Below are 25957 nucleotides of genomic sequence, written 5' to 3'. Positions count from 1 at the left end.
TCCGCGACGCCTCAGCGCACCGCCACCGTCGCGCGGTCGCGGCCGGTGAGGTCGCGCTGCGTGGTCGCTCCGCGCCAGCCGTCGGCAGTGAGCAGGGCGCGGATATCGGCGCCCTGCAGCTCGCCGTGCTCCATCACCAGCACTCCCCCGGAGCGGAGCAGGCGGAGGGCGGTCGCCGAGAGCGAGCGGACGACGTCCAGGCCGTCCTCGCCGCCGTAGAGCGCCGAGGGCGGGTCGAACAGGCGCACCTCCGGGTCGCGCGGGACGGCGGCGGCCGGGATGTAGGGCGGGTTGGAGACGACGACGGAGACGGTGCCGTCCAACTCGGGAAGTGCCCGGGCGAGGTCGTCGAAGACGATGCGGGCGTTCTCGAGCCCGAGCCGCTCGCGGTTGCCGCGGGCCCAGATGAACGCCTCGGGAGCGTTCTCCACGCCGATCACGCGCGCGTGCGGCACCTCGTGCGCGAGCGCGAGCGCCAGGGCTCCGCTGCCCGTGCCGAGGTCGACGGCGATCGGCTCCGGATCGACGACCGCTCGGAGCGCGTCGATCGCGATCTGCGCGACGCCCTCGGTCTCGGGTCGCGGGACGAACACGCCGGGTCCGACCGCGAGCTCGAGCGAGCGGAACGGTGCGATCCCGGTGATGTGCTGCAGGGGCTCGCGAGCCGACCGGCGCTCGATAGCGCTCGCGAACGCCGCGGCGTGCTCCTCGTCGACGCTCAACCCCGTGATGAGGCGCGCCTGCAGCCGGCCGCGGCCGAGCCCGAGCAGGTGCCCGAGAAGCAGCTCCGCATCGACGTCCGGCGTGGGGACGCGGGCGGCGGCGAGGCGGGCGACCGCATCCGCGAGGAGGGTGCGCGCGTCGACGCCGGTGGTCACGAGGGTCACGCCTCCTCGGAGCCGATGTCGGCCAGGCGGGCCTCCTCGTCGGCCTGGATGGCGCTCTCCACCACCGGGTCGAGCGCGCCGTTCATCACGCCGTCGAGGTTGTACGCCTTGTAGCCGGTGCGGTGGTCGGCGATGCGGTTCTCGGGGAAGTTGTAGGTCCGGATGCGCTCGGAGCGGTCCATCGTGCGGATCTGCGTCTTGCGCGCGTCCGAGGCCGCCGCGGCGATCTCCTCCTGCTGGCGGGCCAGGATGCGGGCGCGCAGCACGCGCATGCCCGCTTCACGGTTCTGCAGCTGGCTCTTCTCGTTCTGCATCGACACGACGATGCCGGTCGGGAGGTGGGTGATCCGCACGGCGGAGTCGGTCGTGTTGACGGACTGCCCGCCGGGACCGGAGGAGCGGTAGACGTCGATCTTCAGGTCGTTCTGGTTGATCGCGACCTCCTCGGGCGCGTCCACCTCGGGGAACACGAGCACGCCCGTGGTCGAGGTGTGGATCCGCCCCTGCGACTCGGTCACGGGGACGCGCTGCACCCGGTGCACGCCGCCCTCGTACTTGAGGTGCGCCCACACGCCCTGCGAGGGATCGGTGGCGTTGCTCTTGATCGCGACCTGCACGTTCTTGTAGCCGCCGAGGTCGGACTCGTCGCGGTCGAGGATCTCCGTCTTCCAGCCCTTCGCCTCGGCGTAGTGCAGGTACATCCGGAGGAGGTCGGCCGCGAACAGCGCGCTCTCGGCTCCGCCCTCGCCGCCCTTGATCTCCATGATGACGTCGCGGCCGTCGTCGGGGTCGCGCGGGATGAGCAGGCGCCGCAGCTTCTCCTGCGCCACCCGCAGCGACTCCTCCAGCTCGGGGACCTCCTCCGCGAAGGCCTCGTCCTCGCGGGCGAGCTCGCGCGCGGCCTCGAGGTCCTCGCCGGCCTGGATCCAGGCGGAGTGGGCCGCCTTGATCTGGCTCAGCTCCGCGTAGCGCCGGTTGACCTTCTTGGCGCGGGCGGCATCGGCGTGGAGTGCCGGGTCGGAGAGCTGCGTCTGCAGGTCCTCGTGCTCGGCGAGGAGGACGCTGACGGATTCGAACATGGGGTCCTGGCTTCCGGAGGTGGTCGGGGTCGGGCTCATCGCCCGGGGACGCGAAAACGTCCGCGGCCGCCCCCGGTGACAGGGGCGACCGCGGACGTCGGGGCGCTAGTGGTGGCCGTTGCCGTGGCCGGCGGTGGCCGGGCCGACGGCCGACTTCGAGACCTGCATGAGGAACTCGACGTTGGACGAGGTCTCCTTCAGGCGCGACAGGATGATCTCGAGCGCCTGCTGCTGGTCGAGCCCGGCGAGGGCGCGGCGCAGCTTCCAGGTGATCTTGACCTCGTCGGCGCTGAGCAGCATCTCCTCGCGGCGCGTGCCGGAGGCGTTCACGTCGACGGCGGGGAAGATCCGCTTGTCGGCGAGGTGACGGGAGAGGCGGAGCTCCATGTTGCCGGTGCCCTTGAACTCCTCGAAGATCACCTCGTCCATCTTCGAGCCGGTCTCGATGAGCGCCGTCGCGAGGATGGTGAGCGAGCCGCCGTTCTCGATGTTGCGCGCCGCTCCGAAGAACTTCTTCGGCGGGTACAGCGCCGAGGCATCCACGCCGCCCGAGAGCACGCGGCCCGAGGGAGGAGCGGTCACGTTGTAGGCGCGGCCGAGACGGGTGATGGAGTCGAGCAGCACGACCACGTCGTGGCCCAGCTCGACCAGGCGCTTCGCGCGCTCGATCGCGAGCTCGGCGACGGTCGTGTGGTCCTCGGCCGGGCGGTCGAAGGTGGAGGCGACGACCTCGCCGCGCACGGTGCGCTGCATGTCGGTGACCTCCTCCGGACGCTCGTCGACCAGGACGACCATCAGGTGGACCTCCGGGTTGTTCTGCACGATCGCGTTGGCGATCTGCTGCAGGACGATGGTCTTGCCTGCCTTGGGCGGCGCGACGATCAGGCCGCGCTGTCCCTTGCCGATCGGGGCGACCAGGTCGATGATCCGCTGGGTCAGCTTGCCGGGCTCGGTCTCGAGGCGCAGGCGCTCGGTCGGGTAGAGCGGCGTGAGCTTCTGGAACTCGACGCGCGCAGCGGCCTCCTCGACGGTCTGGCCGTTGATCGAGTCGACGCGGACGATCGCGTTGTACTTCTGGCGGCCGCCGCCCTCGCCCTCGCGGGGCTGGCGGATGGCGCCGACGACCGCGTCGCCCTTGCGCAGGTTGTACTTCTTGACCTGGCCGAGGGAGACGTAGACGTCGCTGACGCCGGGCAGGTACCCGGTGGTGCGCACGAAGGCGTAGTTGTCGAGGACGTCGAGGATGCCGGCGACCGGGATGAGGACGTCGTCCTCGCCGATCTCGGGCTCGAAGTCGTCGCCGATCGCTCCGCCGCGGCGCTTGCGGTCGCGGTAGCGGCTGCGGCGGCCGTCCTCGCCCTCGGCCTGCTGGCCGTTCTGGGGCTGTCCGGAGCCGTTCTGCTGAGGAGCCTGCTGGCCCTCGGACTGCGCGGCGCCGCGCGCGCCCTGGCCGTTCTGCGGCTGGGACTGCGCGGCGGGGCTCTGCTGAGCGTCGTTCTGGCGGTCGTCCCCGCGGTTGCGGTTCCGGTTGCGGCGGTTGCGGCCGCGGCCGGTGCCCTGCTGGTCGCCGTTCTGCTGCTGGTCGCCGCCCTGCTGCTCCTGCTGGTCGCCGGAGTCGGAGGAGTCGGCGTCGTTCTCGGCGGGCGCCTGCTCGGCCTGCTCGCTCTGCTCGGAGGCGCCCCCGCGGCTGCGGCGGCGTCCGCGGCGCTCGCGCTGGCCGCCCTCGCGGGAGGAGTCGTCCGACTCCGGCCCGTTGGGCAGCTCGATGTCGATGACGGGCTTCGCGGCCTGGTCGGCGTCGCGGTCCTGCTCGATGACGGGGAGGTCGGGGATCAGCGATTCGACGCCGGTCCCGCCGGGGATGTTGAGGTGCTCGCCGGCGGCGACGGTGCCGCTGGAGGCGCGGCGCGAGCTGCGTCGGCGGGGCGCGCGCTCGGCGGGCTCGGCGACCGGCTCGGCCGCCGCGGGGAGCTCGAGCTCGACGGGAGCCGACTCGGCGGCCGTCGCGGAGGGCTCGTCGACGGTGGGCGCGGCCTGCTCGAGGACGTCGGCCGTGTCGGCCTCGGTGCTCTCGACGGGCGTCGGCAGCTCCGCCGGCGCCTCGGGCTGCGGAGCGGACTGCTCGGCCACATCGGCCGGCTCGGCCTCGACGCCGGTGGCGTCGACGTCCGGGGCGACCGCTGCGTCGTCCGGAGCGACCGCGTCGGGCGTGTCCTCGGCGGAGGCGGCGCGCAGGTCCGAGATGGCCTGGACCAGCTCGCCCTTGCGGAGCTTGGAGGCGCCGCCGAGGCCGAGCCGCGTCGCGAGAGCCTGGAGCTCGGCGACGCGCAGACCGGAGAGGTCGGCGGTGAGGTCCACGGCCGAGCCGTGGGTGTTGACGTCTGTCACTGGAGAGGGTTCCTTCCCCCCGGGAACGAGTGCTCACCGGGAGAGCTCATCGACCGTGCGGTGCCATCGCGTGTTCTGATCCACGCGATGCTCTCGGCCGCCGGGACCGACTGCCGCAGAGAGCGAGGAGAGGGCCCGGAGACCAGGCGCCGGTCTGCAAGAGGAGCAGGGGCGCCCTTCACACGATGTGATGGCCGTGGTTGTCGGGACGATCCGTCGGACAGATTCCGCTCGTTACGCGGTTCCTCGGGATGCGGTCCCCACTGTAGCACCCTTGAAGTCGACGGCCAGCATGTGCGCGCGCCACGGCGTGGGGGCCTCCCGCTCCACCAGATCCGCGGCGGCGAGGCGCTGCGCGGGGTCGCTGCAGAGCACCAGGACGCTCGGTCCGGCACCCGAGACGACGGCCGCGTAGCCGTGCGAGCGCAGCAGCGCGATCAGCGCTGAGGTCTCGGGCATGGCGGCCGCGCGGTAGTTCTGGTGCAGCTTGTCCTCGGTCGCCGCGAACAGCAGCTCCGGGCTCTGGATGAGAGCGGCGATCAGGAGCGAGGAGCGCGAGACGTTGAACACCGCGTCCTCGTGCGGCACGCTCTGCGGCTGCAGCGAGCGGGCCAGCCGCGTCGACATGGTGTGCTCGGGCACGAAGACGACCGGGGACACGCCGCGGTGGACCATGAGCTTCTTGGAGCGCGGTCGCAGCGGCGAGTCGTCGGCGCCGGAGGCGTGCGGCTCGACCCAGGCGATGGTGAGGCCGCCGAACAGTGCGGGCGCCACGTTGTCGGGGTGCCCCTCCATCTCGGTGGCGATGCGGAGGAGGTCGTCCGAGTCGAGCTCGACGACGCCCTCGAGCAGGCCCTTCGCGGCCATGATGCCGGAGACGATCGCGGCGCCGGACGAGCCCATCCCGCGGCCGTGAGGGATGATGTTGCGCGCGATCACCTCGATGCCGGGCATCTCCTGCCGCTGGTCGGCGAACGTGTACGCGATGGCCTGCACGACGAGGTTCGTCTCGTCGGTCGCCACCTCGCCCTCGCCGACTCCGTGCACGGTGACCCGCGCACCCGTGGCCGCGACGGCCGTCACATCGAGCTCGTCGTAGAACGAGAGCGCCAGGCCGAGCGTGTCGAAGCCGGGGCCCAGGTTCGCCGAGGTGGCGGGGACCTTGACGTGGACGGTGCGGCCGACGGGAACCGCCGAGGTCATGCGCCGGCCAGCCCCAGCACGTCCGCGATCGCGGCGGTGTCGACCGGGACGACGGTCGGCGTGATGTCCGCGCCGTCGGCCGTGCGGAGCGCCCACTGCGGGTCCTTGAGCCCGTGGCCGGTGACCGTCAGGACGACGGTCGCGTCCCTCGGGATCGCTCCGGCCTCGGCGCGCTCGAGGAGCCCCGCGACGCTGATCGCCGACGCCGGCTCGACGAAGACGCCGACCTCGCCCGCGAGGATGCGGTACGCCTCGAGGATCTTCTCGTCGCTGATCGCGCCGAAGTAGCCGTCGCTGACGGTGCGCGCGTTCAGGGCGAGCTCCCACGAGGCCGGGTTGCCGATCCGGATCGCGCTGGCGATCGTCTCGGGGTGGCGGACCGGGGCGCCGTGCACGATCGGAGCGGAGCCCTCGGCCTGGAAGCCGAACATGCGCGGGAGGCGGGTCGACTCGCCGCGCTCCAGCTCCTCCGAGTAGCCGCGGAAGTAGGCGGTGTAGTTGCCCGCGTTGCCGACCGGGACGATGTGGAAGTCCGGCGCGTCGCCCAGCACCTCGACGACCTCGAAGGCCGCGGTCTTCTGGCCGGCGATGCGGTCCGGGTTCACCGAGTTGACCAGGTGGACCGGGTAGTTCTTCGCGAGGTCGCGGGCGATGTCGAGGCAGTCGTCGAAGTTGCCCTGCACCTGCAGCAGCTGCGCGTTGTGCGCGATCGCCTGGCTGAGCTTGCCCAGGGCGATCTTGCCCTCCGGCACCAGGACGGCCGCGGTGATTCCGGCGTGCGTCGCGTAGGCGGCGGCCGACGCGGAGGTGTTGCCGGTCGAGGCACAGATGACGGCCTTCGCGCCGTGCTCGACGGCCTTCGAGATCGCCATGGTCATGCCGCGGTCCTTGAAGGAGCCGGTCGGGTTCATGCCCTCGTACTTGACCCACACCTTCGCGCCCGTGCGCGCCGAGAGCGCCGCCGCGGGGATGAGCGGCGTGCCGCCCTCGCCGAGAGTGATGACCGGGGTCGCCTCGGTGACATCGAGGCGGTCCGCGTACTCGTGCAGGACTCCGCGCCACTGCTTGGCCATCTCAGGCTCCTTCAACTCGTAGAACGGACGTCACGGCGCCGACGAAACCATGCGAATGGAGGGCGGTGACGGTGGCCGCCAGATCGGATTCCGCCGCGGCGTGCGTGCCGATGACCAGGGTAGCGGTCGGCTCGCGCCGCTCCGCACCGCCCTGCTCCTCCAGCGGGTCGGCGCCGGGCGGGGTCTGCACCAGGGTCTCGACCGAGACGCCGTGGTCGGCGAAGACGCCCGCGATCTGCGCGAGCACGCCGGGGCGGTCGAGCACCTCGAGGGTGACCTGGTACCGGGTGGTGACGTGGCCGATCGGGAGGACCGCGAGCCCGGAGCTCGCGCTGGTCACCAGGCCGGGGCCGCCGACGACGTGGCGGCGGGCGGCCGACACGACGTCGCCGAGGACGGCGGAGGCCGTCTCGATCCCGCCGGCGCCGGCGCCGTAGAACATCAGGTCGCCGGCCGCCTCCGCCTCGACGAAGACCGCGTTGTTGGCCCCGTGCACGGCCGCGAGCGGGTGGGAGCGGTGCACGAGCGCGGGGTAGACCCGCGCGGACACGCCCTCCACGCCGGTCTTGGCGTCGGTCAGCCGCTCGCAGATCGCGAGCAGCTTGATCACGTAGCCGGAGTCGCGGGCCTGGTCGACCTGCGCCTTCGTGATGCCGGTGATGCCCTCGCGGTGCACCAGGGTGACCGGGACGTCGGTGTGGAACGCGAGGCGGGCGAGGATCGCCGCCTTCTGCGCCGCGTCGTAGCCCTCGATGTCGGCGGTCGGGTCGGACTCGGCATAGCCGAGCTCGGTCGCGCGGGCGAGCGCGTCCTCGAGGCTCGCGTGCTCGGTGTCCATCCGGTCGAGGATGTAGTTGGTCGTGCCGTTCACGATGCCGAGGATGCGGTGGACCCGGTCGCCCGCGAGGCTGTCGCGCAGCGGACGGATGATCGGGATCGCGCCGGCGACGGCCGCCTCGTAGTTGAGCTGGGCGCCCACCTGGTCGGCGGCCTCGAAGAGCTCGTTGCCGTGGGCGGCGAGCAGCGCCTTGTTGGCTGTGATCACGTCCGCGCCCGACGAGATCGCCGTGAGGATGTGGCTGCGGGCGGGCTCGAGCCCGCCGATCAGCTCGACCACGATGTCGGCGCCCAGGATCAGCGACTCGGCGTCGGTGGTGAGCAGGTGCTTCGGGATGTCGGCGGTGCGGGGCGCGTCCACGTCCCTGACGGCCACGCCTACGAGCTCCAGCGGCGCCCCCACGCGCTGGGCGAGCTCGTCGCCGTGGTCGAGCAGGAGGCGCGCCACCTGGGCACCGACGGACCCGGCGCCCAGCAGGGCGACGCGGAGGCTGCGGTACTCGATCATCGGGAGGTGGCCTTTCGTTCGATGCCGGCGTCGCGGCGGAGGAGGTCCTCCTCGGTCTCGCCGCGCACGAGGACGCGCGAGCGCCCGTCGCGGACGGCGACCACCGGGGGGCGCCCGAGGTAGTTGTAGTTGCTGGCGAGCGACCAGCAGTAGGCGCCGGTCGCGGCGACGGCGAGCAGGTCGCCCGGCCGCACGTCCGCGGGCAGGAAGTCGTCGTGGACGACGATGTCGCCCGACTCGCAGTGCTTCCCGGCCACCCGCACGAGGGCGGGCTCGGCCGAGGAGGAGCGGTCGGCGATCCGCGCCGTGTAGTCGGCGCCGTAGAGCGCCGGACGGGCGTTGTCGCTCATGCCGCCGTCGACGCTGACGTAGCGGCGGACCGCGGTCGAGCCCTCGGAGCCGACCGTCACGTCCTTCACGGTGCCCACCTCGTAGAGGGTGACGCCGGCGGGCCCGATCAGCGAGCGGCCGGGCTCGATCGCGATGTGCGGCACCGGGACGCCGCGGGCGGAGCACTGCTCGGCGACCGCGTCGGCGACGGCGGCCGCGATCTCGGCGATCGGGGTCGGGTCGTCGGCACTGGTGTACGCGATGCCGAAGCCGCCGCCGAGGTTGAGCTCCGGCACGGGGCCGTCCGCGAGCAGTGCCGCGTGGACGTCGAGCAGGCGCGACGCCGACTCCGCGAACCCGGCGGAGCCGAAGATCTGGGATCCGATGTGGCAGTGCAGCCCGAGGAACCGCAGGGAGGAGAAGGAGCGGATGCGGGCGACCGCGGCCGGGCAGTCGGCGAGTGCGAGGCCGAACTTCTGGTCCTCGTGCGCCGTGGCGAGGAACTCGTGGGTGTGCGCGTGCACTCCGCTGTTGACCCGGAGGCGCACCGCCTGCACGCGGCCGTGCCGCTCGGCCGCGGCTGCGACGCGCTCGATCTCGACGAGGCTGTCGAGCACGATCGTGCCCGCGCCCACCTCGACGGCCCTGTCGATCTCGCGGAGCGACTTGTTGTTGCCGTGGAGGCCGAAGCGCTCGGGCTCGATCCCGGCGGCGAGGGCCACTGCCATCTCGCCGCCGCTGGAGAGGTCGAGGTTCAGGCCCTCGTCGCGCATCCAGCGGGCGACCTCGGTCGAGAGGAACGCCTTGCCCGCGTAGTAGACCGTGACGCCGGTGCCGATGCGGCCGAGCTCGCGGGCGAAGACCTCGCGCATCTCGACGGCCCGGCGGCGGGCGTCGGCCTCGTCCACCACGTAGAGAGGAGTGCCGTGCTCGCGCACCAGCTCGGCGACGGGCACTCCGGCGATCCGGATCCCGCCGTCCTCGCCGCGCTCGGCGCTGTCCGGCCACACGCCGTCGGCCAGGGCGTTCGGGTCGGCGGGCGTGTGCAGCCACTCAGGCGCGAGCGGATGCCGGGGGGCGCGGGCGCGGGCGTCGACGGTGTCCACGGGTGAGACCTCACAGGAGAGAGTGGGAGCGTCACTGCGGGGCGAGCGGGTCCGGATTGACCCCTGAAGCCAGCGATGTCAGTGTTCGGCCCGCGGAAGACGCCGGCACAGGGCTCCGATCCTACCGGTCCGGGGCGGCGGCGCCGCGCGGGCTCAGGCGCACGTGCCCGGTTCCTGCTCCGCGGGGTCGCTGAGGAACGTCGGAGAGAGCGCGAAGCTCGCGTTCAGCGACTCGTCGGCGACCTCGACTCCGGTCAGCGTCAGTCCGCGCGGCACCGAGTCCGCGATGCACACGGAGGACGGAGCGAGCAGGTCGCCGGAGACGGCGCCGAAGCGGTCGCGGAAGTCGGTCGCCGAGAAGGTCGCACCGGCGGCGGAGACCTCGGCCGGGGTCAGCCGGATGGCGCCGTCCACGGCGGCGAGCTCCATCCCCACGCCCGCGCCGAGCCGGAGACCCAGCACCTCGACGGAGGCGGTCACGCGCACGAGCGGAGCGTCAAGCGTCACCTCGTCGACAGGAACGGTGCTGCGCTCGGTGACGAGCCGCGACACCGAGGCCGCGTCGATCGCGACCGTGGTGCTGCCGGACTCGACCGCTCCGACGCCGCTCACCGGCACCCCGATCAGGGTCGCAGCGACGTCGCCGTCGAGCTCGCCGAACGTCACGTCCGAGCTGCGCAGGTCGAGCCGGTCCAGCCGCCCCGAGACGAGCTGCGGGAGCACGGCCCAGCCGGCGACGTCGACGTCCACCGCCCGGTCCGCGGGCAGTGCGAGCGCCTCGCGGAGGCTCGCGGCGGCGCGGTCCGCGACGGCGCGGCGGGCGAGCGAGTCGCCCACCACCGCCGCGACCACGAGCAGCACCAGCACCACGACGACCACCACGGCCGCGCGTCCCCCGCGCCGGCGCCGCGGCGCAGCCCCCGACGCGCTCACATCCGGTCCGGGGCCGTGACGCCCAGCAGGGAGAGCCCGTTGCGGAGCACCTGCCCGGTCGCCTCGTTCAGGCGCAGCCGGGTCGAGTGCACGGCCTCGACCGGGTCCTCGCCCTGCGGCACGACCCGGCAGTTGTCGTACCAGCGGTGGTAGAGGCCGGCGACCTCCTCGAGGTACCGCGCGACGCGGTGCGGCTCGCGCAGCTCCGCGGCGTGCGCCACGATGCGCGGGAACTCCTGCAGGCCGCCGAGCAGCGCCGACTCGGTCGGATGCACCAGCGTCTCGGGCGCGAACGGCTCGACGGGGACGCCCGACGCCGCGGCCTTCGCCGCGACCTGGCGGGTGCGCGCGTGGGCGTACTGCACGTAGTAGACGGGGTTGTCGTTGCTCCGCTTGGTCAGCAGGTCGAGGTCGATGTCGAGGGTCGAGTCGGCCGAGGAGCGCACCAGCGAATAGCGCGCGGCGTCCACGCCGACGGCCTCCGTGAGGTCCTCCATCGTGACGACGGTCCCCGCCCGCTTGGACATCCGGACCGCCTCGCCGTCGCGGAGCAGGTTGACCAGCTGGCCGATCAGGATCTCGAGGTTCACGCCCGGGGTGTCGCCGAACGCCGCGCACATCGCCATCATCCGGCCGATGTAGCCGTGGTGGTCGGCGCCGAGCATGATGATCGCCCGATCGAAGCCGCGCTCGCGCTTGTCGAGGTAGTAGGCGAGGTCGCCCGCGATGTAGGCCGCCTCCCCGTCGCTCTTGATGATGACGCGGTCGCGGTCGTCGCCGAACGAGGTGGTCCGCAGCCAGGTGGCGCCGTCCGCCTCGAAGATGTGCCCGAGCTCGCGGAGGCGCTCGATCGCGCGGTCGACGGCGCGCGACTCGTGCAGGGAGTTCTCGTGGAAGTACACGTCGAAGTCGACGCCGAACTCGTGCAGGCTCTGCTTGATCTCGCCGAACATCAGCTCGACGCCGATCGAGCGGAAGGTCTCGGCGAGCTCCTCCTCGGGCAGGACGGCGAGGTCGCCCGGGTAGGCGGCCGCGACGCGCTCGGCGATGTCGCCGATGTAGGCGCCGCCGTAGCCGTCCTCCGGGGTCGGCTCGCCGCGGTGGGCGGCGAGGAGGCTCCGCGTGAAGCGGTCGATCTGCGCGCCGTGGTCGTTGAAGTAGTACTCGCGGGTCACCTCGGCGCCCTGCGAGAGGAGCATCCGGGCCAGGCTGTCGCCGACCGCCGCCCAGCGCGTCCCGCCGATGTGGATGGGGCCGGTGGGGTTGGCGGAGACGAACTCGAGGTTCATCCGGACGCCGGCGTAGGCGGACCCGGTGCCGTAGGCCTCGCCCGCCTCGACGATCGCGCCGGCCAGGGCGCCCGCGGCCGCGGCCTCGAGCCGGACGTTGAGGAAGCCGGGACCGGCGACCTCGACCGTGGCGACGCCCTCGACCGCGCCCAGCCCCTCGGCCAGCTCGGCGGCGAGCTCGCGCGGGTTCGCGCCGACCCGCTTCGCGAGCTTCATCGCGATGTTCGAGGCCCAGTCGCCGTGGTCGCGGTTCTTCGGGCGCTCCAGCACGACGTCCGAGAGCTCGACGCCCGCATCGCTCCCCCGTCGCTGCACGGCGTCGAGGACGAGGGCGTGCAGGGAGGCGGCGAGCTGTTCGGGAGTCACGGGGAGCGATTCTACCGGCCGCCGCGCCCGCGCCCCCCCGTCCCTCCTGCACCGCGGGGCCGCTCGGCAGGGCGGCGTTGCTAGGGTGCGACGCATGCGCCGTCCCGCCGCCCTCCTCCTCGTCGCCCTCGCCACGGCGGCCCTCTCCGGCTGCTCCCCCGCGGCCGACCCGGAGCCGAGCGCGAGCGGCGCCGTCAGCGGCACGCCGATCCCCCTCGCCTGCGAGCAGCTGGTCCCGGCCTCGGCGCTCGCGGGCCTGTGGGGCGGATTCTCCCCGGACGACGGCATCGGGACCACCGCCGTCTCCGAGGAGATCGCCCAGTACGACGGCCTGGTCTGCGGATGGTCCGACGATTCGGGCGCCGAGCTGCAGCTGGCCGTGGCCCACCTCGACCCCGCGGTGATCGAGGCGCTCAAGAACGAGTTCTTCACCACCAGCAAGGCCGTCCCCACCTACGGCAAGCCGCCGGAGATCGAGGGCTACTACCAGGTGGCCGAGGGACGGGGCGTCGCGGACGCCTTCGTCGGCGAGTACTGGATCGAGGCGTCCAGCGCCTCCTTCGTCGAGCCGGGCGACCCCGAGCCGCTCGTGCGGTCGGCGATCGGCGTCCTCGCCGGCTGAGCCCCGGCGTCAGCCCAGGCGCACCGGCGAGACGTGGTCGTCGACGAGCGCCGCGTCGCAGTCGGCCTCCACGCTCATCCCGGTCAGGCGCAGGTCCGTCAGGTAGCTGCTGAGGAACGCGGTGTCGGCCGTGTCCCGGCCGGACGAGATGCGCAGCATCGACCCGCGCGGAGCCAGCCGGGTCGCGTCCACGACGTGCCAGGCGCCGCCCACCCAGACCTCCGTGACCGCGTGGAAATCCCGCGGCTCGAGGCCCGGCGCGTAGACCGCCGTCACCCGGGCGGGGATGTCGAGGGCGCGGAGCAGCCCGGCGACCGTGTGCGCGAAGTCCCGGCACACGCCCTGGCCGCTCTCGATGACCTGCGCCGCTCCCCCGGTGCCGACCGTCGACCCGTAGACGTACGACAGGTGGCCGTGCACCCATTCCTCGACGGCCGTCAGCGCCTCGAAGCCCCGGGCCCGCCCGAATTCGCGCCGGGCTATCCCGCCGAGCACGTCCGCCTCGGCGTACCGGCTCGGCCGCAGGTACTCGACGAGCTCGAGCTCGCTCGGCTCGTCCGGAGCGCCGTGCCCGGCGACCCGCGCCCGGTACTCGACCCGCAGGTCGCCCTCGTTCCCCGCGACGCGGTGCACGCGGGCGCCGTGCCGCGCCGGGAACTCCCGCACCGGCACGTCCTGCCCGTCGAGCCGGACGGTGAAGGAGTCCTCGAACGAGTCGCCCGTGGGCGTCGCCGCCACCAGGAAGATCAGGTCCGTCGGGCCGTTCAGACGCAGATCCAGCGAGGCGGAGACAGTGCGCAGCATGGCTCCATCGTGGCATGCGCGAGGACGGCTCCCGGCGTCGGGGCCCGCCCCGCCCGGGTGCTAATGTGGTCAGGCACTCCTGGCCCCCATAGCTCAGGGGATAGAGCACTGCCCTCCGGAGGCAGGGGCGTAGGTTCGAATCCTACTGGGGGCACATCCGCGGTCCTCCGCTCCGCTCCCCTCCCTCGCACACGGGCGCTCAGCTCCGGTGCTCGACGCCCCTCGAGGCGCACCCCTCCACCACGGACCGAGCGGCGTCACCCGGTGGGCGACCGAGTCCGACCGTGGCGCTCCTCACCCGGCGCTCCGACCCTCCCCGGACAGCACGAAGGCCCGCGATCGTCGATCACGGGCCTTCGGGACGTTCACCACCGGCACTCGGCCGGTCGGGCTCACTCGTAGAGGTGGAAGGTGCCGGCGCAGGCGGCCGAGCAGAAGCCGTCGCGGCGACGGGCCGAGGCCGCTCCGCAGGCTTCGCAGCGGCGGCGTCCGAGCATCCGCGAGATCAGGCTCTGAGGCGCCGACGCGACCACCGAGACCGGGGTGTCGGGGCGCACGGGGGCTCCCGTGGTCGAATCGAGCTGGATCCCAGCGATGTCGAGCGTGGCGCGAAGCATCCGTGTTCCTTCCGATCGGTGAACCATGTGCGAGCACTGCATTGCCAGTCCCTGAGATTCTGCGAAGGGCTTGACGCGGCTCGCGATCGAGAGGAGCCGAAATCGACATCTGTCGGTCAGTCGGGATCGACCCGGGGAACGACGAACAGAAGCGCCCCCTCCTGGCGGAGAGAGGCACGGCTGTTCGGGCGTCGGGGATCGGTGGGCGGACGACGCCGGAGCTCATGGGAGCGGGGCGTCGAGCCCGGAACGACCGGGAAGTGGGCCTAGTACGCGCCGCTGGTGCTCCGGGTGTCGATCGCCACCGTCGGTGCGGGAACCGGCACCGGTCGCAGGGCGGGGAGCGAGGCGCTCCTGCCCGTGCGGAACGGCAGCAGGACGAGCATGACGGGAAGAAGGACGATCCACAGGAGGACCGACAGCGCGAGACGCGCCCAGATGGAAAGAATATTGAGCATTTTGTGCCGCCTTCGGGTGACGGTAGAGGTGAACTTCGCGAACAGGATCATCGGGCCGACGGGGAGAGAAGAGTAGAAATGCGCCACTGATCGCGCCTCTCCCGCCACGCCCCCGAGCGGTCTGTTGCTCCTCATTCGTCGCCCAGCGCCGATCGGATGGGTCGATCCCGCATCCGATCGACACACGGCCCGCCCAGTGCGTCCTCCTGGGAGCCGGGCCGTAGGGTGAGCGCGTGAAGATCCTTGTCGTCGAAGACGATCCAGCCATGGGTGAGGCCCTCGTCGGCGGCCTCGAAGACGCCGGCTACGAGGCCGTGCTGACCACGAACGGCATCGACGCGCTCGTCGCGTTCAGCAACGCCGAGTTCTCGGCCGCCATCGTGGACGTCATGCTCCCGGCGATGTCGGGCTTCGAGATCTGCCGCCGGATCCGCGAGCTCGGCCGGCCCACGCCGATCATGCTGCTGACCGCGCGGGACGCGATCGAGGACCGCGTCTTCGGCCTCGACGCCGGAGCGGACGACTACCTGACCAAGCCGTTCGCGTTCACCGAGCTCAACGCGCGCCTCCGGGCCCTCCTGCGCCGCAGCCCGTCGCTGATGTCCACCTCGATCGACGTCGGACGCATCACCGTGGACGGATCGAGCATCCGGCGCACCGCCGACGGCTCGCGCATCCACGTCAGCCCGAAGGAACTCGAGCTCCTCAAGCTCCTCATCACTCCCGTCGGCTCCGTCGTGACCCGCCAGCGGATCCTCTCCGAGATCTGGGGCGGCGGCGAGATCGTCGACAACAACATCGTCGACCAGTACGTCAGCTACCTGCGCAAGAAGCTCCCGACCGAGGACACGGGCGTCAGCATCGTTACCGTCCGCGGCAAGGGCTACTTCCTCCGCCCGGTCGAATAGCCCGTGTCGCGGATGAGCACGGCACGCCGCCGGGTCGGCGCGCTCTCGATCCGCGCGAGGATCACCGTGGGAACGGTCGCTGTGGCGACCGCCCTCTTCGCGCTCGCGGCGCTGCTCTTCTACCAGGTGGTCACCGGCATCGTCGACCGCAGCGAGCGGACGATCCTGATGTCGATCGAGGACGAGGTGCGCCGCGACATCTCGGCGGGCAACGTCCCGCGCACGCAGGGCTCGTCGACGGGCCAGCTGTTCCTCGCTCTCGCGCCCGACGGGAGCGTCAGCACCTCGACCATGCCCTCGCGCCTGAGCGGCGAGGTGCTCAGCGCTCTGGCGGAGGAGCCGGCCGACACCTCGCCCCGGTACGCCGACGTGACGACGGCGAACGGCAGCTACCTGGTCCGCTTCACGGCCATCGAGAGCGATCGCGGCGTCTGGCAGGTCGCCTCCGCCCGCGATCAGGCCGCGTCGCAGCTCGTCCTCGACGACTTCGCCCACGTGCTCGTCTACGCCGCGATCTTCCTCGTCGTCACGTTCGGGCTCGCCTCGTGGATCCTGACGGGCGCGGCCCTCGCCCCGGTGCGCCGGATGCGGGCGCGCGCGGATCAGATCGCCGCCGAGCCCGGGCAGGGCGACCAGCTCCCGGTCGTCGGCACGCGCGATGAGATCGACGAGCTCGCGGTGACGCTGAACGCGTTCCTGACCAAGCAGACCGCGTCGCTGGCCCGGGAGAAGCAGATGGTGTCGGATGCGAGCCACGAGCTCCGCACTCCCCTCGCCGCGCTCTCCGCCCAGCTCGAGATCGCCCACCACCGCGTCGACGACCCGGTCGCGGTCGACCGGGTCATCCTCGACGCGCAGAAGAGCGTCGACCGGCTCGTGCGCCTCGCATCCGCCCTCCTCGACATCTCGCGCATCGAGAGCCGCACCGTCCGCCCGACCGCTCCCTTCGCCGAGCTCGTCGACGAGCTGGTGGGCGCCGTCGACCGCACCCGCCTGCTCGCCTCGGAGTCGGGGGTGGAGATCGACTACGAGATCGACGAGCGCGAGCCGGTGCGGCTCTACGCGGTCGCGTCCCAGGACTTCGGCCGGGTGATCGACAACCTCGTGAGGAACGCGATCCAGGCGATGAACGGCGGCGGCATGATCGTCGCCTCCCTCTCGCAGTCGGACGGGCGCCTGATGCTCAGCGTCTCGGACGACGGACCGGGGATGCCCGACGCCTTCATCCCGGTCGCCTTCGACCGCTTCTCCCGCCCGGACGACTCCCGGACCCTCGCCTCCGGCGGCAGCGGTCTGGGGCTGGCCCTGGTGCACACCACCGTGCTCTCGGCCGGCGGGACGGTCGCCCTGGTCAACCGCTCCCCCCGGGGTCTCGCGGTCGACATCGTCCTCCCGCCCGTCGGCTCCGCCTGAGCCGCCCCGCCCCCGGAATGACGAAGGCCCCCGGCGGACCGGGGGCCTTCGTGGAGGATCGTCAGCGCGGGTCGTCCTCGGGGCGGACGGGCTGCGGCTGCGGGTCGCCGACCGCGGCGGGCGGCGGAGCCCAGGCCGTCTGCGGCGCCTCCGCCGGGGAGGTGCCGCCGTCGAGCAGGTTGCGCGCGCGGTTGACCACCTCGGGGTCCACGAGCACGGAGTAGCTTGTCGCGATCACCTGCATGGTCGAGGTGAAGTCGCGACGGCGGCGGTTCACGGCGTAGGAGGCGAGCCCGAAGAGCATCCCGAAGCCGGCGCCGAGGAGGACCGCCGCGATGAGGAAGGAGAACTCCGTCGTCGGCGAGAAGATGATGAGCAGGAGGCCCAGGAAGACACCGAGCCAGGCGCCGGAGGCCGCTCCGGCGAGGGCGACGCGGCCCCAGGTGAGCTTGCCGGTCACCCGCTCGACGCTCTTGAGCTCGTTGCCGATGATGGCGAGCTGGCGCACCGGGAAGTCGGCGCGGGCGAGCACGTCGACGGCGGCCTGCGCCTCCTGGTACGTGTCGAACGTGGCGAGGATCTCCCCGCGCGGGATCGTGGGGAAGGCCGGCCCTCGGCCGCTGAACGGCGTCTGCTGAGTCACCCGGACAGAATCGCACAGGCCACTTGAAGGTCTCTGAACGGATTCGGAGAACCGGCCGAGGGCGAGCCGGGAACGCTCGGCGTCCGCCCGGCTGCACGGGACTAGGTTTGTAGCCGTGAGTTCCGCCAGAGTCTTCGTCGCGCGCTTGGCCGGATGCAGTGTCTTCGACCCGGCCGGCGATCGCGTCGGCAAGGTCCGCGACGTGCTCCTGGTCTACCGGCAGAACGACGCCCCGCGGGTGGTCGGCCTGGTGGTCGAGATCCCCGGGCGCCGTCGGGTCTTCGTGTCGATCGGCCGGGTCACCAGCATCGGCAGCGGCCAGATCATCACCACCGGGCTCATCAACGTGCGCCGCTTCGAGCAGCGGGGCGGAGAGGTCCGCGTCATCGCCGAGCTCCTCGGCCGCCGGGTGAGCTTCGTGGACGGCTCCGGTGACGCGGTCGTCGAGGACGTCGCGATCGAGGAGGCCGCTCCCGGCGAGTGGGAGCTCGCGCAGCTCTTCGTCCGCCGGCCCAAGACCAGCCCCTCCCCCTTCGCCAAGGGCGCGACCGCCTTCGCCGGCTGGCGCGAGGTCCGCGAGAGCGTCTCGACCGAGGCGCAGTCCGCCGAGCAGTACGTCGCCAGCCTCTCCGAGCTCAAGCCCGCCGACCTCGCCAGCACGCTCCTCGACCTGCCGCAGCAGCGGATGCTCGAGGTCGCCGGCGAGCTCTCGGACGACCGCCTCGCAGACGTGCTCGAGGAGATGCCCGAGAGCGAGCAGGTCGAGATCCTCGGCCGGCTCGACGACGACCGCGCCGCCGACGTCCTCGACCAGATGCAGCCGGACGACGCGGCCGACCTGATCGCCCAGCTCTCGGAGGAGCGCGGCGAGGCGCTCCTGGAGCTGATGGAGCCGGAGGAGGCGGACGACGTCCGCATGCTCCTCACCTACGCCCCGGAGTCCGCCGGCGGTCTGATGACCACGGAGCCGATCATCGTCTCCTCCGAGGCGACCGTCGCCGAGGGTCTCGCCCTCATCCGCCGCCACGAGCTCGCCCCGGCCCTCGGCGCCGCCGTCTGCGTCACGCTGCCGCCCTACGAGCCGCCGACCGGCCGCTTCCTCGGCATGGTGCACTTCCAGCGGATGCTCCGCTACCCGCCGCACGAGCGCCTCGGCACCCTGCTCGACCAGAGCATGGACCCGATCACGCCCGAGACCTCGGCGGCCGAGGTCGCCCGGATCCTGGCCAGCTACAACCTCGTCTCGGTGCCCGTCGTCGACGCGTCCCACCGCCTCGTCGGCGTCGTGACCATCGACGACGTCCTCGACTACCTCCTCCCCGACGACTGGCGCAGCCACGGCGACGACGACGAACCGAGGAAGCCGGTGACGACGGCGACGCAGGGCGTCCCGCTCGTGCCGCCGGCACCCGCGGCGACAGGCAGGACACGACGGGGACGGAGGGGCGCGCGTGGCTAGGGACACCAAGCAGGACCGGCGCCTGGACGCTCCCAAGGGCTTGCGCACCCGCGTCCTCTCGCGGCGGAACCGCCCGAGCAGCGACCGCTTCGGCCGCCTGACCGAGTCGTTCGCCCGCGGCATGGGCACGCCGTGGTTCCTGGTCGGCATGACGATCTTCTGCGTCTTCTGGCTGATGTTCAACACCTACGGGCCCGCGGACGCGCGCTTCGACTCGCAGGCCCTCGGCTTCACGGTGCTGACGCTGATCCTCTCGCTGCAGGCCTCCTACGCCGCGCCGCTGCTGCTGCTCGCGCAGAACCGCCAGGACGACCGCGACCGCGTCCAGATCGAGCAGGACCGGCAGCGGGCCGAGCGCAACCTCGCGGACACCGAGTACCTCGCGCGCGAGGTCGTGGCCCTGCGCCTGGCGATACGCGACATGGCGAGCAAGGACTTCATCCGCTCGGAGCTGCGCGGCCTCCTCGAGGAGCTCGAGAAGGATCGGGCGCAGGAGCCCGAGCGGCGCGATGCCTGACGTCGCCGCCATCGAGACCGCCGTCAGGACGGCGCTGGCCCGGGTCGTCGATCCGGAGATCCGGAAGCCCATTACCGAGCTCGACATGCTCGAGTCGGTCGAGGCGGCCGTCGACGGAGCGGTCCGCGTCGCGATCCGGCTGACCATCGTCGGCTGCCCGGCCGCCTCCGCGATCGAGCGCGACGTACGCGAGGCCGCGGCCTCGGCTCCCGGAGTCACGGCGGTCGACGTCGTGGTCGGAGTGATGACGCCGGCGCAGCGCACCGCCCTCACCGAGCGCCTCCAGGGCGGCCGCCGGAGCATGCCCTTCGGCCCGGACTCGCTCACCCGCGTGTACGCGGTCACCAGCGGCAAGGGCGGTGTCGGCAAGTCGACCGTCACCGCCAACCTCGCGGTCGCCCTCGCTCAGCGGGGGCTCGCGGTCGGCCTCGTAGACGCCGACGTGCACGGCTTCTCCATCCCCGGCCTGCTCGGCCTGATGCACGACGGGCGCGTCGCGGGGCCCACCCGCGTCGGCGAGCTGATGCTGCCGCCGGTGGCGCACGGCGTGAAGGTCATCTCGATCGGGATGTTCCTCGAGGGCGACACCCGGGGGGCGGCCGTCTCCTGGCGCGGACCCATGCTGCACCGCACGATCTCCCAGTTCCTCACCGACGTGTACTTCGGCGACCTCGACGTGCTCCTGCTCGACCTGCCTCCCGGCACGGGGGATGTGGCGATCTCCATCGGGCAGCTGCTCCCGCATGCGGAGGTCCTCATCGTCACCACCCCGCAGCCTGCGGCCGCCGACGTGGCCGAGCGCAGCGGCGCGCTCGCCCGCCAATCGGGCCAGCGCATCGTCGGAGTGGTCGAGAACATGTCGGGGCTTCCGCAGCCCGACGGCTCGGTGCTGGAGCTCTTCGGCAGCGGAGGCGGGGCCGAGGTCGCGCGTCGGCTCACTGCGACGGGCGACGAGGTGCCGCTACTCGCGTCGCTGCCGATCTCCGTCGCGCTGCGGGCGGGGGGCGACGAGGGCGTGCCCGTCGTCGTCGGCGATCCGGAGGATCCTGCCGCCCGGGCGATCGACGCCCTGGCGGCGACGCTCGCCGCGCGGCCGCGGGGACTGACCGGCCGTCGTCTTCCGCTCGCCGTCGGCTGACGCCTCCGCGCGGCTTCGTGCGGGCGGCGTCGGTCGAGACGCCCGCCCGACGCTCCTCGCGGAGCAGGGCTCAGGTGGCCTCGGAGTCGATCGGCGGCGGCGCGACGCTCGAGAGCGTGCCGGACGAGACGGAGCGCTGCATCGTCGTGTAGTAGCTGTCCTGCGCGGAGCCGGTGCCGCCCGGCACGACCGGAGCGGCGACAGCGGTGGGCGGCTTCACGGTGGGGGCCGGATCGTCCTCGAGCAGGGCGTCGCGGATGATGCGGCGGGGATCGTACTGGCGCGGGTCGAGCTTCTTCCAGTCGACGTCGTTGAACTCGTCGCCCATCTCGTCCTTGACGCGCTCCCGGGCCTGCGTGGCGAATCCGCGCACCTTGCGCACGAGCTGCCCGAGCTGGGCGGCGTAGTGCGGGAGGCGGTCGGGACCCAGCACGAAGACAGCGATGACCCCGATGATGAGGAGCTTGTCGAACGTCAGACCGAACACGAGGACAACACTAACCCGCCGCGCCTCCCTCGCGGAGCCCGCGCGCCACCGTACCCTGACGATGCCCGGGCGCGATCCGCTCGGTGCACCGATCAGAGGAGCGCCCCCGTGTCCGACAAGGATGCCAACTGGAAGTACGCCGAGGACGCGGTCGTCGAGTCGGAGGCCATCGCCTCGGCCCGCCGGCTCTCGGTCGAGCTGGGCATCGACGCCGTCTCCCCCTCGATCGGAGCGCAGGCCGCGCTGGTCGCCGCCGCGGCGCGCGCGACCTCCATCATCGAGATCGGCACCGGCACCGGAGTGAGCGGCCTGTGGCTGCTCGACGGCGCCCCCGAGGCGATGCTCACCTCGATCGACTCCGAGGCCGTGCACCAGCAGCACGCGCGCGCCCAGTTCCACGAGGCGGGCATCTCGCCCAACCGGCTGCGGCTCATCCCGGGCCGCGCCCTCGAGGTGCTGCCCCGGATGAACGAGAACTCCTACGACATCGTCTTCGTCGACGGCGATCCGCTGCAGGTCATCGAGAACGTCGAGCACGCGCTGCGGCTCGTCCGTCCGGGCGGGACGGTCCTCGTCCCCCACGCGCTCTGGCGCGGACGCGTGGCCAACCCCGCGCAGCGCGACGAGATCGCGACGGCGTTCCGCACGCTGGTGGCCGAGGTCTGCGCCTCCCCCGCCGTGGTCAGCGTGCTCTCGCCGATCGGCGACGGCCTGCTGCAGGCCAACAAGCGCCGCGCCTGACGAGCGCGGCCGACCGAGGAAAGACGGAACGCCCGCCGCACGGTGTGCGACGGGCGTTCACGACGGTGCGGATCAGGCGGGAGACACCACCGACGCGAGCGCGTCGTGCAGCTCTTTCGCCTCTGCATCGTTGACCGAGACGACGAGGCGTCCGCCTCCTTCGAGCGGAACGCGCACGACGATGAGTCGGCCCTCCTTAACAGCCTCCATCGGTCCGTCTCCGGTCCTCGGCTTCATGGCCGCCATAGAGTTCCCCTTTCGTGACGTATCCCCCTATTATCGTGCATCCGCGGGGGTGTTCCGAACCGCGCCCGGAAGTCGGGCGTCAGCCGATCACGGCGGGGACCAGTCGCCCGGGGTGAACACCCAGCACAGCAGCACCCAGACGATCTGCCCGACGATCGATGCGGCCACCACGAACACCCTCAGGAGAGTCGACCGCGGCACCGCGAGCGCCCCGGCCAGCGGGAACATCGGCATCAGGATGCGGAACGTGCTCGACTGCGGGTAGAAGAACGCGAAGAGGTAGATCGCGTAGCCGCCGACCCAGAGCCGCGAGAAGACGTCGAGGCTGCGCGTGGCCCGCGAGAACAGGATCGCCAGGAATCCGAGCACCACCACGACGGTGATGCCCATGCCCGTGATCGGCGAGCCGAACCAGAAACCTCCCCACCAGCCCCCGCCGGCGAACCAGGAGGTGAAGGGGACGAGCTCGCCCTCGCCGATGAAGACGCTGCGCCAGGCGAGCTCGGTGTCGGTGTAGGCGGTGAAGGAGCCGGTGACCGCCCAGGCGATGAGCAGCCAGGCGAAGCCCACCGCGAGGGACCAGACCGTGAGGGAGACCGTGAAGGCGAACTCCCGGCGGGCGAACGGCTCGGTGCCGCGCACGTGGCGCCAGACGCGGTAGAGGAAGTAGAGGCCCGTCATCGCCGCGATCGCGAGACCGCTCGGGCGCAGGAGCCCCACGACCAGCACGACGGGGAACGTCCAGACCCACTTGCGGCGCACCAGCAGGAGGAGGAGCACGGCCGTCAGGAGGATGCCGCCGGACTCCGCGTAGCCGATCTGCAGGATCGGGGAGGTCGGAGCGACGCAGAAGAAGACGATCCCCATCAGCGCCTGGCCCTCGCTGAGCGAGACGCGGAACAGCCGGTAGATCACCAGGCACGCCGCTGCACTGCAGACCAGGGCGACGAGCACCGCCGCGTTCGCCCAGTCGAGCCCGGTGATGTTCATCAGGCCGCGGACGGTGAACGGGTAGACGGGCATGAACGCCCAGGGGTTCTGCTCCACGGCTCCGGACGGCGAGAGCGGCAGGACCGACGGGTACCCCGTCATCCCGATCCGCTCGTACCAGCCGCCGTCCCACGTCGTCGCGAACCGGACGTAGGTGTCGCGGAGTCCCGTCCACTCGACGCCCTGACGCACGGCGCCGACCCGGAGCATGATCACGGTCGTGACGACCCGCGACACGGCGAAGACCAGGAGCACCTGGATCCACCACGGGATCCTCCGGAGCAGACCCCAGCGGGAGCGGGACGGAGAGGCGTCCTCCGTCTCCGGCGCGGTCGCGGTGGCGCTCACGCGAGCGGCCCGCGGTCCGTCGAGGAGGCGGAGGCGGTCGTCAGCGGGGAGCGGGCGGGTGTCGCCGCGGCTCGCCGGCGGGTCGGCCGGAGGAGGGGCGACGCGTGTCGCGGCTCACCGGCTGGCGTGAGGGGAGACATTCCGACGAGCATACCCGTGCGGGAGTCGGGAGTCCCCGGAGGAGCACCGCGCCGGGCGGGCGCGCGGCACGATCACGGCGGGGTCCAGTCCGATCCGGCAACGGCCCAGCAGATCGAGATCCAGACGATCTGGCCGCCGATCCCGAGCAGGACCAGCGCGACGCGGAAGACCGGCGAGCGCGGCACCGCCAGCGCTCCGACGAGCGGGAACATCGGGCCCAGCAGCCGGAAGGTGCTCGACTGCGGGAAGAAGAACGCCAGCAGGTAGACGCCGTACCCGGCGACCCAGGCCCGGCTGAAGAGATCGAGCCGCCGTGTCCACGGTGCGGCGAGGATCCCGACGAACGCCGCCAGCAGGAGCACCACCAGCACGACGCCGACGGCCGGAGCACCGAACCACCACGAGCCCCACCAGGCGCCGCCCTGGAACCACGGAGTCAGCGGGAGCAGCTCCTGGTAGCCGATGTAGACCGCACGCCACGCCAGCTCGGTGTCGGTGTACGCGGTCATCGACCCGGTGACGACCCACGCCACGGCAGGCCAGAGGAAGCCGACCACGAGCCCCCACGCCGTCAGGCCCACGGCCGGCAGCCACTCCGACCGCGGGAACGGCTCCGTGCGGCGCCGGACGAACCGGTAGACGACGTACAGGCCGAGCGCGGCGGCGAAGGCGAGCCCGCTCGGCCGGGTCAGGCCCAGCAGCAGCACCACGGGCACGACCGCGAGCCAGCGCCGCCGCACCAGGAGGAGGAGCGTGACCGCGGTCAGGAGCATCGCCATCGACTCCGCGTAGGCGAGCTGCATCAGCGGCGAGGTCGGCGCCACGCAGAACAGCAGCACCGCCGTCAGCGACTGCGACTCGCCGAGGGAGTGCCGGAAGAGGCGGTACAGGACGAGGCAGGCTCCGGCTCCGCACAGGACGGAGACGGTCACGGCGGCCGGAGCCCAGGTGAGGCCGGTGACCGCCATCAGCGCCTTCACGACCCCCGGGTAGAGCGGCATGAAGGCCCAGGCGTTCTCCCCCACGTGGCCGTCCTGCGTGATCGGCAGGAAGCCGGGGTACCCGGTGGCCGCGATGATCTCGTACCAGCGGCCGTCCCACATCGACGCGAAGGCCGAGTAGGACGGGGAGGGGCCGGTCCACGGGTTCGCGAGCTGGTGCGCGGCGAACTGCAGCAGGATCACGGTCGTGACCACGCGGGTCGCGATGTACACCAGGAGGACCCGCGCCCACCACGGGACCAGGCGCAGGCGGAGGCGGAGTCGGACGGGGACGGCCGTGGCGCTCGCGCTCACGAGGACGCGGTCAGCCAGCGGCGGAGGCCCTCGGCGCACTCGGTGATCTCGTGCACCGCCACGCGCTCGTCGTCGGCGTGGGCCCGGAGCGGGTCGCCCGGTCCGTAGTTGACAGCCGGGATGCCCATGGCGGAGAACCGCGCGACGTCGGTCCAGCCGTACTTGGGCTTCGCCTCGGCTCCGACGGCCGCGAGGAAGGCCTGGGCCAGAGGTGCGTCCAGCCCCGGGCGGGCGCCCTCGGCCAGATCGTCCACCGTCACCTCGAACCCCTCGAAGAGCTCCTCGAGGTGGGCGAGCGCCTCCTCCCCGGACCGGTCGGGGGCGAAGCGGTAGTTGACCTGCACCGTGCAGAGGTCCGGGATCACGTTGCCCGCGACCCCGCCGGTGACGCGCACGGCGTTGACGCCCTCGCGGTACACGAGGCCCTCGACCTCGACCTCGCGCGGCACGTAGGCGGCGAGGCGGTCGAGGATCGGCGCGGCCGCGTGGATCGCGTTCTCGCCGACCCAGCTGCGGGCGGAGTGGGCGCGGACGCCGCGGGTGACCACGTCGACCCGGAGCGTCCCGTTGCAGCCGCCCTCCACTGCTCCGCTCGTCGGCTCGCCGAGCACGGCGAAGTCGGCGGAGAAGAGGTCGGGGCGGTGCCGGGAGAGACGGCCGAGGCCGTTGAGGTCCGCTGCGACCTCCTCGTTGTCGTACCACATCCAGGTGATGTCGACGGCCGGATCGGAGAGCTCGGCGGCGAGGACGAGCTGCACCGCCACTCCGGCCTTCATGTCGACGGTCCCGCGGCCGACCAGGTGCTCGACGCCGTCGATCGTCTCGGCGACGACGGGCAGGTTGCCGTTGACCGGCACCGTGTCGAGGTGCCCGGCGATCACGACGCGCTGGGCGAGGCCGAGGTTCGTCCGCGCCACGACGGTGTGGCCGTCGCGGATGACCTCGAGGTGGTCGTACTGCTCGAGCGCCCACTGCACAGCGTCCGCGATCTCGAGCTCGTCGCCCGAGACGGACGGGATGTCGCAGAGGATCCGCGTCAGGGCGACCGGATCGGTGCGCAGATCGAGCGGAGGGGCGGTGGTCGGATCGGCCATGCGCCCCAGGGTAGCGGCCGGACGCTCCGCGCTACCC

25 protein-coding genes and 1 tRNA gene are annotated in these 25957 nt (G+C 72.4%); 8 read left to right on the top strand and 18 right to left on the bottom strand.

The genetic code is table 11. From position 1 onward, the window contains the following. Positions 1–11: 11 nt before the first annotated feature. The 9 genes from prmC to argS form a co-directional block, all read right to left on the bottom strand. Positions 12–887: a peptide chain release factor N(5)-glutamine methyltransferase gene (gene prmC, locus C5C35_RS02610; RefSeq protein WP_104260199.1), complete on the bottom strand. Its 876-nt coding sequence runs from the start codon at positions 885–887 to the stop codon at positions 12–14. Beyond that, on the bottom strand, positions 884–1966 hold the full coding sequence (gene prfA / locus C5C35_RS02605) for a peptide chain release factor 1 (protein ID WP_104232724.1): 1083 nt from the start codon (positions 1964–1966) through the stop codon (positions 884–886). Before prfA ends, prmC begins: the two co-directional genes overlap by 4 nt. Before the next feature lie 105 nt (positions 1967–2071). Then, positions 2072–4354: a transcription termination factor Rho gene (gene rho, locus C5C35_RS02600; RefSeq protein WP_104262486.1), complete on the bottom strand. Its 2283-nt coding sequence runs from the start codon at positions 4352–4354 to the stop codon at positions 2072–2074. Between the two features lie 234 nt (positions 4355–4588). Further along, positions 4589–5557 carry a homoserine kinase gene (thrB, locus tag C5C35_RS02595; RefSeq protein ID WP_104223004.1) on the bottom strand — a complete coding sequence of 323 codons (969 nt, stop codon included), beginning with the start codon at positions 5555–5557 and terminating at the stop codon, positions 4589–4591. Further along, positions 5554–6630: a threonine synthase gene (gene thrC, locus C5C35_RS02590; protein WP_104260117.1), complete on the bottom strand. Its 1077-nt coding sequence runs from the start codon at positions 6628–6630 to the stop codon at positions 5554–5556. Before thrC ends, thrB begins: the two co-directional genes overlap by 4 nt. A 1-nt stretch (position 6631) precedes the next feature. Next, a complete protein-coding gene (locus C5C35_RS02585; RefSeq protein WP_104223002.1) occupies positions 6632–7975 on the bottom strand; it encodes a homoserine dehydrogenase in 1344 nt (447 codons plus the stop codon). Next, positions 7972–9411 carry a diaminopimelate decarboxylase gene (gene lysA / locus C5C35_RS02580; protein ID WP_104225560.1) on the bottom strand — a complete coding sequence of 480 codons (1440 nt, stop codon included), beginning with the start codon at positions 9409–9411 and terminating at the stop codon, positions 7972–7974. Before lysA ends, C5C35_RS02585 begins: the two co-directional genes overlap by 4 nt. A gap of 153 nt (positions 9412–9564) precedes the next feature. Then, a complete protein-coding gene (locus C5C35_RS02575) occupies positions 9565–10293 on the bottom strand; it encodes an LmeA family phospholipid-binding protein (protein ID WP_104262485.1) in 729 nt (242 codons plus the stop codon). A 47-nt stretch (positions 10294–10340) separates the two neighbouring features. Further along, complete coding sequence (gene argS, locus C5C35_RS02570; protein WP_104222999.1) at positions 10341–11999, bottom strand: arginine--tRNA ligase; 1659 nt, start codon at positions 11997–11999, stop codon at positions 10341–10343. Between the two features lie 94 nt (positions 12000–12093). On the opposite strand from argS, the gene C5C35_RS02565 reads away from it, so the two are divergent. Continuing rightward, a complete protein-coding gene (locus C5C35_RS02565; protein ID WP_104262483.1) occupies positions 12094–12621 on the top strand; it encodes a hypothetical protein in 528 nt (175 codons plus the stop codon). Between the two features lie 9 nt (positions 12622–12630). Here C5C35_RS02565 and C5C35_RS02560 read toward each other — a convergent pair whose 3' ends face one another. Continuing rightward, positions 12631–13425 (bottom strand): transglutaminase family protein, encoded by a 795-nt coding sequence (locus tag C5C35_RS02560; RefSeq protein ID WP_104262482.1) that lies wholly within the window; start codon positions 13423–13425, stop codon positions 12631–12633. 82 nt (positions 13426–13507) lie between these two features. Here C5C35_RS02560 and C5C35_RS02555 point away from each other — a divergent pair. After that, positions 13508–13579: transfer RNA gene (locus C5C35_RS02555), tRNA-Arg, on the top strand. A gap of 238 nt (positions 13580–13817) precedes the next feature. Here the strand turns inward: C5C35_RS02555 and C5C35_RS02550 are convergent. Further along, complete coding sequence (locus C5C35_RS02550) at positions 13818–14042, bottom strand: hypothetical protein (RefSeq protein ID WP_104262481.1); 225 nt, start codon at positions 14040–14042, stop codon at positions 13818–13820. Between the two features lie 266 nt (positions 14043–14308). Beyond that, positions 14309–14587 (bottom strand): hypothetical protein, encoded by a 279-nt coding sequence (locus C5C35_RS02545; RefSeq protein WP_104222995.1) that lies wholly within the window; start codon positions 14585–14587, stop codon positions 14309–14311. A 146-nt stretch (positions 14588–14733) separates the two neighbouring features. Here C5C35_RS02545 and C5C35_RS02540 point away from each other — a divergent pair, with 146 nt between their 5' ends. Both C5C35_RS02540 and C5C35_RS02535 read left to right on the top strand, forming a co-directional pair. Beyond that, a complete protein-coding gene (locus C5C35_RS02540; RefSeq protein WP_258059273.1) occupies positions 14734–15408 on the top strand; it encodes a response regulator transcription factor in 675 nt (224 codons plus the stop codon). Positions 15409–15420: 12 nt separating this feature from the next. Continuing rightward, complete coding sequence (locus C5C35_RS02535; RefSeq protein ID WP_146078762.1) at positions 15421–16821, top strand: cell wall metabolism sensor histidine kinase WalK; 1401 nt, start codon at positions 15421–15423, stop codon at positions 16819–16821. 61 nt (positions 16822–16882) lie between these two features. Here the strand turns inward: C5C35_RS02535 and C5C35_RS02530 are convergent, their stop codons facing one another. Continuing rightward, positions 16883–17464 (bottom strand): general stress protein, encoded by a 582-nt coding sequence (locus tag C5C35_RS02530; RefSeq protein WP_258063423.1) that lies wholly within the window; start codon positions 17462–17464, stop codon positions 16883–16885. 115 nt (positions 17465–17579) lie between these two features. Here C5C35_RS02530 and C5C35_RS02525 point away from each other — a divergent pair, with 115 nt between their 5' ends. From C5C35_RS02525 to C5C35_RS02515, 3 genes are read left to right on the top strand one after another with little or no spacing between them, the layout of a single operon-like run. After that, positions 17580–18923: a magnesium transporter MgtE N-terminal domain-containing protein gene (locus C5C35_RS02525; protein ID WP_104225554.1), complete on the top strand. Its 1344-nt coding sequence runs from the start codon at positions 17580–17582 to the stop codon at positions 18921–18923. Continuing rightward, complete coding sequence (locus C5C35_RS02520; RefSeq protein ID WP_104222991.1) at positions 18916–19440, top strand: DUF1003 domain-containing protein; 525 nt, start codon at positions 18916–18918, stop codon at positions 19438–19440. Before C5C35_RS02525 ends, C5C35_RS02520 begins: the two co-directional genes overlap by 8 nt. Further along, the gene (locus tag C5C35_RS02515) at positions 19433–20578 is read left to right on the top strand and encodes an Mrp/NBP35 family ATP-binding protein (protein WP_104232735.1); all 1146 of its coding nucleotides are present in this window, start codon (positions 19433–19435) and stop codon (positions 20576–20578) included. The genes C5C35_RS02520 and C5C35_RS02515 overlap by 8 nt, the downstream gene beginning before the upstream one ends. Before the next feature lie 70 nt (positions 20579–20648). Here the strand turns inward: C5C35_RS02515 and C5C35_RS02510 are convergent, their stop codons facing one another. Further along, on the bottom strand, positions 20649–21065 hold the full coding sequence (locus C5C35_RS02510) for a twin-arginine translocase TatA/TatE family subunit (protein WP_146076468.1): 417 nt from the start codon (positions 21063–21065) through the stop codon (positions 20649–20651). Between the two features lie 108 nt (positions 21066–21173). Here C5C35_RS02510 and C5C35_RS02505 point away from each other — a divergent pair, with 108 nt between their 5' ends. Beyond that, the gene (locus C5C35_RS02505) at positions 21174–21806 is read left to right on the top strand and encodes an O-methyltransferase (RefSeq protein ID WP_104222989.1); all 633 of its coding nucleotides are present in this window, start codon (positions 21174–21176) and stop codon (positions 21804–21806) included. A gap of 72 nt (positions 21807–21878) precedes the next feature. Here C5C35_RS02505 and C5C35_RS02500 read toward each other — a convergent pair whose 3' ends face one another. From C5C35_RS02500 to dapE, 4 genes are all read right to left on the bottom strand, one after another. Continuing rightward, positions 21879–22052, bottom strand: a complete 174-nt coding sequence (locus C5C35_RS02500) for a DUF3117 domain-containing protein (protein WP_068208299.1) — start codon at positions 22050–22052, stop codon at positions 21879–21881. A gap of 87 nt (positions 22053–22139) precedes the next feature. Beyond that, positions 22140–23390 carry a hypothetical protein gene (locus C5C35_RS02495; protein ID WP_104246603.1) on the bottom strand — a complete coding sequence of 417 codons (1251 nt, stop codon included), beginning with the start codon at positions 23388–23390 and terminating at the stop codon, positions 22140–22142. A 212-nt stretch (positions 23391–23602) separates the two neighbouring features. Next, a complete protein-coding gene (locus C5C35_RS02490; RefSeq protein WP_258068984.1) occupies positions 23603–24826 on the bottom strand; it encodes a hypothetical protein in 1224 nt (407 codons plus the stop codon). Then, positions 24823–25920 (bottom strand): succinyl-diaminopimelate desuccinylase, encoded by a 1098-nt coding sequence (dapE, locus tag C5C35_RS02485; protein ID WP_104246604.1) that lies wholly within the window; start codon positions 25918–25920, stop codon positions 24823–24825. The genes C5C35_RS02490 and dapE overlap by 4 nt, the downstream gene beginning before the upstream one ends. Positions 25921–25957 lie beyond the last annotated feature (37 nt).

Source organism: Rathayibacter sp. AY1F8 (assembly GCF_002932165.1).
Classification (GTDB): Bacteria; Actinomycetota; Actinomycetes; order Actinomycetales; family Microbacteriaceae; genus Rathayibacter.
The sequence above is the reverse complement of the archived record's forward strand: the minus strand, read 5'-3'. Positions and strand labels throughout refer to the sequence as shown.